This is a genomic window from Streptomyces sp. NPDC029164, assembly GCF_055563995.1.
Window position 1 is genome coordinate 60,140 of sequence record NZ_JBVHWW010000042.1, and the last position, 6,645, is coordinate 66,784.

At 75.1% G+C, this 6,645-nt stretch carries 5 protein-coding genes and 1 tRNA gene; 1 reads left to right on the forward strand and 5 read right to left on the reverse strand.

The window, feature by feature from the left end; all coding sequences use genetic code 11:
• Positions 1 to 143: 143 nt before the first annotated feature.
• Together ACZ4VT_RS32310 and ACZ4VT_RS32315 are read right to left on the reverse strand one after the other, a co-directional pair.
• On the reverse strand, positions 144 to 2,453 hold the full coding sequence (locus tag ACZ4VT_RS32310) for an SPFH domain-containing protein (RefSeq protein ID WP_467954966.1): 2,310 nt from the start codon (positions 2,451 to 2,453) through the stop codon (positions 144 to 146).
• A gap of 11 nt (positions 2,454 to 2,464) precedes the next feature.
• Positions 2,465 to 3,814 (reverse strand): peptidoglycan-binding protein, encoded by a 1,350-nt coding sequence (locus ACZ4VT_RS32315; RefSeq protein ID WP_467954981.1) that lies wholly within the window; start codon positions 3,812 to 3,814, stop codon positions 2,465 to 2,467.
• Positions 3,815 to 4,040: 226 nt separating this feature from the next.
• Between ACZ4VT_RS32315 and ACZ4VT_RS32320 the strand changes: the two genes are divergently transcribed.
• Positions 4,041 to 4,114: transfer RNA gene (locus ACZ4VT_RS32320), tRNA-Lys, on the forward strand.
• Positions 4,115 to 4,180: 66 nt separating this feature from the next.
• Here ACZ4VT_RS32320 and ACZ4VT_RS32325 read toward each other — a convergent pair.
• The 3 genes from ACZ4VT_RS32325 to ACZ4VT_RS32335 all read right to left on the reverse strand — a co-directional run bounded on the left by ACZ4VT_RS32325 (position 4,181) and on the right by ACZ4VT_RS32335 (position 6,416).
• Entirely contained in the window at positions 4,181 to 4,840 is a 660-nt protein-coding gene (locus ACZ4VT_RS32325) for a class F sortase (protein ID WP_467954967.1), read from the reverse strand.
• Between the two features lie 12 nt (positions 4,841 to 4,852).
• Entirely contained in the window at positions 4,853 to 5,461 is a 609-nt protein-coding gene (locus ACZ4VT_RS32330) for a hypothetical protein (protein WP_467954968.1), read from the reverse strand.
• Positions 5,462 to 5,636: 175 nt separating this feature from the next.
• Complete coding sequence (locus ACZ4VT_RS32335; protein WP_467954969.1) at positions 5,637 to 6,416, reverse strand: HAD-IIA family hydrolase; 780 nt, start codon at positions 6,414 to 6,416, stop codon at positions 5,637 to 5,639.
• Between the last annotated feature and the right edge of the window lie 229 nt (positions 6,417 to 6,645).

A 6,645-nucleotide genomic window follows, 5' to 3' on the forward strand; every position in this document is an offset into this window, starting at 1 on the left:
GAGCGCGCGCGTGTGGGGATTAGGTCTAGACCAAGTCCCAGATTATTGACGAGAGTTGGCCATGTCCATACCAATGGGAAAACGGGTGGTCCGGTAAATTCCGGCCACCCGCTCCCGTACTGCTGACCTGCTGAACCGCCGCCCTACTCGGGGCGTCCCGTGTAGAAGGCGACCGTGAGGTCCTTCACCAGGGCCTTGCGCTCGTAGTCGTCGAGCTCGACCAGCCCGCGCGAGGTCAGCCGGTGCACGGTGTCGTCCACCGCGTCCACGACCGAGGTCAGCACGGTGTCCCGGTGCTTGGCGTCGATCGCCGCGACCCGGCGGCGGCGCATGGCCTCGGCGACCTCGGCCGCGTACTCGATCCGGGTCGGCTGCGCCGAGAACACCTCGATCCCGACGGCCTCGGTTTCGGCCGCGAGCATCCGGGTCAGCGCGTCGCCGACGGCCTCGGCGTCGCGCAGGGTCGGGGCGTCCTCGTGGAAGGCGTCGGCGGGGAGCTGGGACAGTACGCGGGCCATGGCCGATTCGACCTGCTCGGCGAGGTACTCCGTGTGGTCCTCGACGGCGAGCGTGGCCCGGGCCGTGTCCTTGACCTGCCAGACGACCTGCACGACGACCTGGAGGGCGAGGCCGCCGGAGTCCACGGCGGGCATGGGGTCGCTGCGCCAGTGCCGCAGCCGTACGTCGACCCGGCGGCGCAGGAGGAGGGGGCTGACCCAGGTCAGGCCGGTACGGCGGACCGTGCCGCGGTAGCGGCCGAAGAGGGTGAGCACCCAGGCGTGGCCGGTACGGGCCCGGCCGAGTCCGCCGAGCGCGACGAGGGCGACGATGCCGAGGAAGGCCAGCGGGGGCCAGTGGGTGGCGCGCAGGCCGTGGTAGGCGCGGGGGGTCGCGCCGAAGGCGGCCACGAACGGGGCGGGGACGGCCCCGGCCCGCCAGAGCACGGCCGTGCAGCCGGCGAGGGCGATGCCGCCGACGGCCACGCCGACCCAGCCGGGCAGCACCGGGCCTCGGTGCTCCCTGAGCCGGTCGTCACCGCGGGGGACCCGGCGGCCGGGGGCGGGCCGGGGGGTGGACCGGGACCGGCCGGGCCGGGGGGCGGGCGCGGGCATCGGCTTCGGGTCGCCGCGGAAGGGGAGGTGCACCGGCACCTCGGTGACGGAGGTGCCGCGTTGCCGCCCGAAGCGGGGGGCGGCCTCGGAGTCGCCCTCCGCCGGGGGCTTCTCCAGGCCGCGCGCCACGGCCTGGGCGACGATCTCGGCCGCGCCGGGGCCGGGCACACCGGCGGAGTACTCGGGCTCGGCGTCGGGGGCGGAGTCGGGGGCGGAGTCGGGCGCGGGGTAGGGGTAGGGGTCGATGGTCCGCAGGTTCAGGGTGGCCACCCCGGCAGCCGGGGCCTCCGCGTCCTGGGCGTGCGGGATCTCCGGGCCCGCGTCGGGCTCCGCCCGGGCCGCCGGGACCTCCCAACCGTGCGGCGGCACCGGTTCCTCAGCCTGCGCCGAGCGGGCCACCGGGGCCGGGGCCCAGCCGAACGAGGTCTCCTCGGGAACACCCGCCCCCGCCTCCTCGCGCGGTGCGCCCACGGCGGCGGACGAGGCCGGAGCGGCCTCCGGGCGCGGCTCGGCCACGGCCACGGCCGAACCGTGCGGGACCGCGGCCTCGGGCTCCGCCGCCCACGCGGACCGCGCGGCGCGGCCGGGGCCGCCCTGGGCGACGGCGGCCTGCGCGAAGTCCGCGCCGCGGACGGCCTCCGGCTCGGCGGCCGCCCACGCCGGGCGGGACGCGGCGGCGGGTGCGGGCGCGGCCGTACGAACGGACTCCGGCTCGGCGGCCCACGCGGGGCAGGGCGCGGCGGCGGGTGCGGGCGCGGCCGTACGAACGGACTCCGGCTCGGCCGCCGCCCACGCGGGGTGGGAGCGCGGCCCTTCCGGCGCCGTACGGGAAACGGGTGCCCGCTCGTCCCGGCCGGGCCCGCTTTGCGCGAGGGCTGCCGACGCCGTCCGGGGGTCCGGGCCTGGCGCGGATCCGGCCGCGGCCGCGAAGGCCGGCGCGGGCCGCAGCTCGGCCGCCCACCCAGGGTGCGAGCGCGGTCCTTCCGGCGCCGGGCGGGACGCGGGCGCGGCCGACATGCCCTGACCGGGCCCGCCATGCGCGGCGGGGGCCGGCTCCGGGTGCGGGCGCCCCGCGGCCGACGCCGTACGCGCGGGCTCCGGCTCCGCGGCTGCCCATGCCGGGCGGGCGTGCGGGCCCGGCGCGGATACGGCCGCGGGAGCGAGTGCGGGCTCCGGCTCCGCGGCTGCCCACGCCGGGTGGGGGCGCGGCGCGTCCCAGGCGGGGGCGGCCGGGGTGGCGGCGGCGGGCGGCGGCGCTGCCGGCCGCGCCGGGACGGCGGGGGGCGCCGTCGGCGGTACGCGGAGGGTGCCCGTCGTCGAGGTGGTGCGCGTGGGAAACATCGTTACCTCCGTCATGCGAACAGCCGGCGCCAGGTTTCCGGGCCCGGGTAGCCGTTGGCCGAGGCGCCGCGCCAGCCCTGTGCGCGCTGGAAGGCCTCGACGTTGCGGCGGTCGGCCTCACCCCAGCGGGGGCCCGGGCCGGATGTGTAGTACTTGCCGAAGCCCTTCTTGACCAGCTGCCGGCCGAGGGCCTCGACGGCCGCGTTCGACTGGCCCGGGCGGAACAGCGCGGCCCCCGGGTAGGCCCGTACCCCGCCCGGTCCCGGCGCCGCGCCCACCAACGGCGCGATGTTGCCGCCCTGCTTCTCGACGAGCAGGCGCCAGGTGTGCGCGCCGGGGATGCCGTCGGCGTCCGCGCCCGACCAGCCCTGGGCGCGCTGGAAGGCCTGGGTGGCGAGCTTGTCGTGGTCGCTCCACGTCCGGTCCGCCACCCCCTTGGGGTAGAAGCGGTACGCGCCGCGCTCGATCAGCATCCGGCCCAGCTGCGCCACGAAGTCGTTCGTGGCGCCCGGGGCGAACTTGTCCGCGCCCGGGAAGGCCTTGGCGTCGCCGGGCTTCGGGCCCGGCGCCGGCGGTTCGGGGACGGCGCCCGGGACCTCCGGAACGACCCCGCCCGTCACCCCGTTGAACCGGTACGGGACGTACTTGGCCGCGTTGCTCCAGTACCCGTAGGGCGTGGCCAGCTTCCGTGTGTTGGGGCGCGTCTGCTCGTAGGCGACGTAGTGCGTGCGCGTCTCGTCGACCCAGCCGCCGAAGAGGACCACGTGCGAGCCGTTGTTGGGGTCCGCCGGGTTGTGGAAGAGCAGCATGTCCCCCGGCAGCAGCTCCTCCTTGGTGATCTTGGTGGCGAATTTGTCGAGGCTGCCGGTCCACTCGTTCGAGCCGAGGTTCCAGGCCATGGAGACGTAGCCCGAGCAGTCCTGCCGGTAGCCGTCCGTGAAGTACGCGGACATGCTGTACGGGACCTGCGCGTCCAGCCACAGCTTCGCCCGGGTGATGATCGTCGTGCGGTCGATGCGCTTCACCGCGCCGGGCTTGGCGGGTGCGCCGGGCTGCCCGACCGGGCCGCCCTTCGGGCCGTGCAGCGGGGTCCGGCCGCCCTGCGGGGAGCCGGGGTCGTCCAGCGCCACCGGGCCGGTGGCCGGGGAGGTCACGGCCACCGCGGCCGCGCTTCCACCACCGAGGACCACGCCCGCGGCGGTGGCCAGGACCAGCGCCCGACGGGCCCCGCGGGCCGCGGGGTGACCCCCGTCGCGCAGCGGTATGGCCCGCGCGCGGGCGAGGGAGCGGCGGCGCTGGGCGCATCCCCGGCACACGCAGTCGCCCTCGGGCTCGTACTCCTCGAAAGCGGGCATCGGCATCTGCACATGCGTCGGAGGCTGCGTCGTCATGCGGATCCGTCCACTCCCCTGCTCGTCCCCTGCTCGTCCACTGGTCGGCCGGGCTCACATCTGATAAAGCATCAGATGTGCACGGCGCAGACATATCGTGCACGATAGACCCCTCAAACATGGGTTAATCGGACAAGGCGGGCGTGGCTGGTCACGAGCACCCGCGGAGGTGGGGTAGAGTTTTCCCTGTCAGCAAGCGCCGCTAGCTCAGTTGGTTAGAGCAGCTGACTCTTAATCAGCGGGTCCGGGGTTCGAGTCCCTGGCGGCGCACAGACGGAGGAAGCCCCTCGCAGCGAAAGCTGCGAGGGGCTTCTTCGTTCCCCGGGCCGCCGTCCGTCAGACCGCCGTGCCCGGGCGGGCTCCCACACCCGTCAGGTAGGCGGAGACCACCACGTTCGCCGTGTACTCCTTGGCCGCCTTGTCGTAGGTGCCGCCGCAGGTCACCAGCCTCAGCTCGGCCCGGCCCCGCACCCGCGGGCCGTACGCCTTGTGCGCGTCGAAGTCCGCGCGCTCGTAGACCCGTACGTCCTCGATCGTGAACTCGGCGACCGATCCGTCCGCCCGCACCACCCGCACCTTGTCACCCGGCTGGACCGTGCTCAGGCCGTAGAACACCGCCGGCTTGGAGCGCGTGTCCACGTGCCCCACCATCAGCGCCGCCCCGGCCGTCCCCGGCTGGGCGCCCCGCCCCCACCAGCCCACCGTCCCCGGACTCTCGTACGGGGGCGGTTCGAGCGCGCCGTCCTTGTCCAGGCCCCGGGAGATCACCGGGGCCTGGATGCCTATGGAGGGCACGTCGACGCGCTGGGGCAGGGCCGCGGCGAGCGGGGCGTGCGCGGCCGGCAGCCCCGGTCCCACCGCGCCGCCGGCCTGGCCGGCGGGGGATGCGGGCGCCACGGTGAGCTGGCGGCCCCACAGCCACAGGCCGAGCACCAGCACGGACCAGGCGGCGAAGGTCAGCAGCCGGCCGCTCCCGGAAGCTTTGGCCTCACCCATCCGCCCCCCGCCTCACTCGCCGCTGCGGCGGCGGCGCAGGGCCAGCGCCCGGCCCGCGACGGCCAGGGTGGCCACGGCGGCGAGGATGGCGCCGATCACCGTGTGCGGCAGGCTCGGGCCGTCGTCGCCGTGGTCCTTCTTGGCCGCGGCGGCGACGGGCTTGGCCGCCTCCGCGAGTTCGGCGGACATGCCGCCGCCGCCCGCGTGGACCGGCCAGACCGGCGAGGCGTGGTGGGTGGGGTGGCGGTACGGCGAGATCTGGACGGAGCCGGTGACCTTGTCGCGGCCGTCGCACGTCACCCGGATGGAGTGCCAGCCGGGCGAGGCGTGCGAGCTGATCATCGCCTGGCCGTAGAGCGGGCTGCGGCCGCCGTCGCGGCCGTAGAGGGCGACGTCCGCGACGAAGACGGCGGACTTGGCCGCCCCTCTGGCGCCGTCGCATCCGTTGACGCGCAGCTTGACCTGCGCTCCGGGGTGGGCCGGATCCGGGTCGACCGTGATGCTGCCGCGGTCACCGCGGTCCTCCTCGCCCGCCAGGGCGATGGGCGCGGTCACCGCGGAGAACGCCGCCAGGGCGACGGACACGGCGGCGGCACGGAGAGCGATCGGGACACTGCGCATGGTGAACCTCCTCGTCAAGGAGATTCACGCGCGGTGCGCCGCTCCGCATCCGGAACGGCGCCGTACGTGTCAGCCGTACGCCCCAAACGCGGTACGCCCTGTCGGCCGTACGCACCGCACGCACCGCACGCGCCGGAGGTGCCCTGTGCGCCGTACGGCCGTACGGCCGTACGCCTCAGACGAGGTCGACCAGATCCGCGATCGAGTCGACCGTCGTGGTCGGCCGGTACGGGAACTTCTCGGTGTCCGCGACCGACGTCAGGCCGGTGAGGACGAGGAAGGTCTGCATGCCCGCCTCCAGGCCGGCCAGCACGTCGGTGTCCATCCGGTCGCCGATCATCGCGCTGGTCTCGGAGTGCGCGCCGATGGCGTTCAGGCCGGTGCGCATCATCAGCGGGTTGGGCTTGCCGGCGAAGTACGGCCGCTTGCCTGTCGCCTTGGTGATCAGCGCGGCGACCGCGCCGGTGGCCGGGAGCGGGCCCTCGGTGGAGGGGCCGGTCTCGTCGGGGTTGGTGCAGATGAAGCGGGCGCCCGCGTTGATCAGGCGGACCGCCTTCGTCATGGCCTCGAAGCTGTACGTCCGGGTCTCGCCGAGGACCACGTAGTCGGGCTCGTGGTCGGTCAGGATGTAGCCGATGTCGTGCAGGGCGGTGGTCAGACCGGCCTCGCCGATGACGTACGCGGTGCCGCCCGGGCGCTGGTCGTCGAGGAACTTCGCGGTGGCCAGCGCGGAGGTCCAGATGTTCTCGACGGGAACGTCCAGGCCCATGCGGGACAGGCGGGCCTGGAGGTCGCGCGGGGTGTAGATCGAGTTGTTGGTCAGGACCAGGAAGGGCTTGCCGGACTCGCGCAGCCGCTTGATGAAGGCATCGGCGCCGGGGATCGGGGTGCCCTCGTGGATGAGGACCCCGTCCATGTCGGTGAGCCAGGATTCGATCGGCTTGCGCTCTGCCACTGGACTGTTCTCCGCTCTCGGTGGCCCGTAGACCACCGACCACTGACCCGCTGATTTCCGGCCTATGACCCATGGCCCATGACCTATGGCCCATGGTCTGTACCACCCTATCGGGGCCGGGGGGGGGGGGGGGGGGGGGGGGGGGGACGGGAGGGGGGGGGGGGGGGGGGGGGGGGGGGGGGGGGGGGGGGGGGGGGGGGGGGGGAGGGGGGTTTTTTTTTTTTCCGGA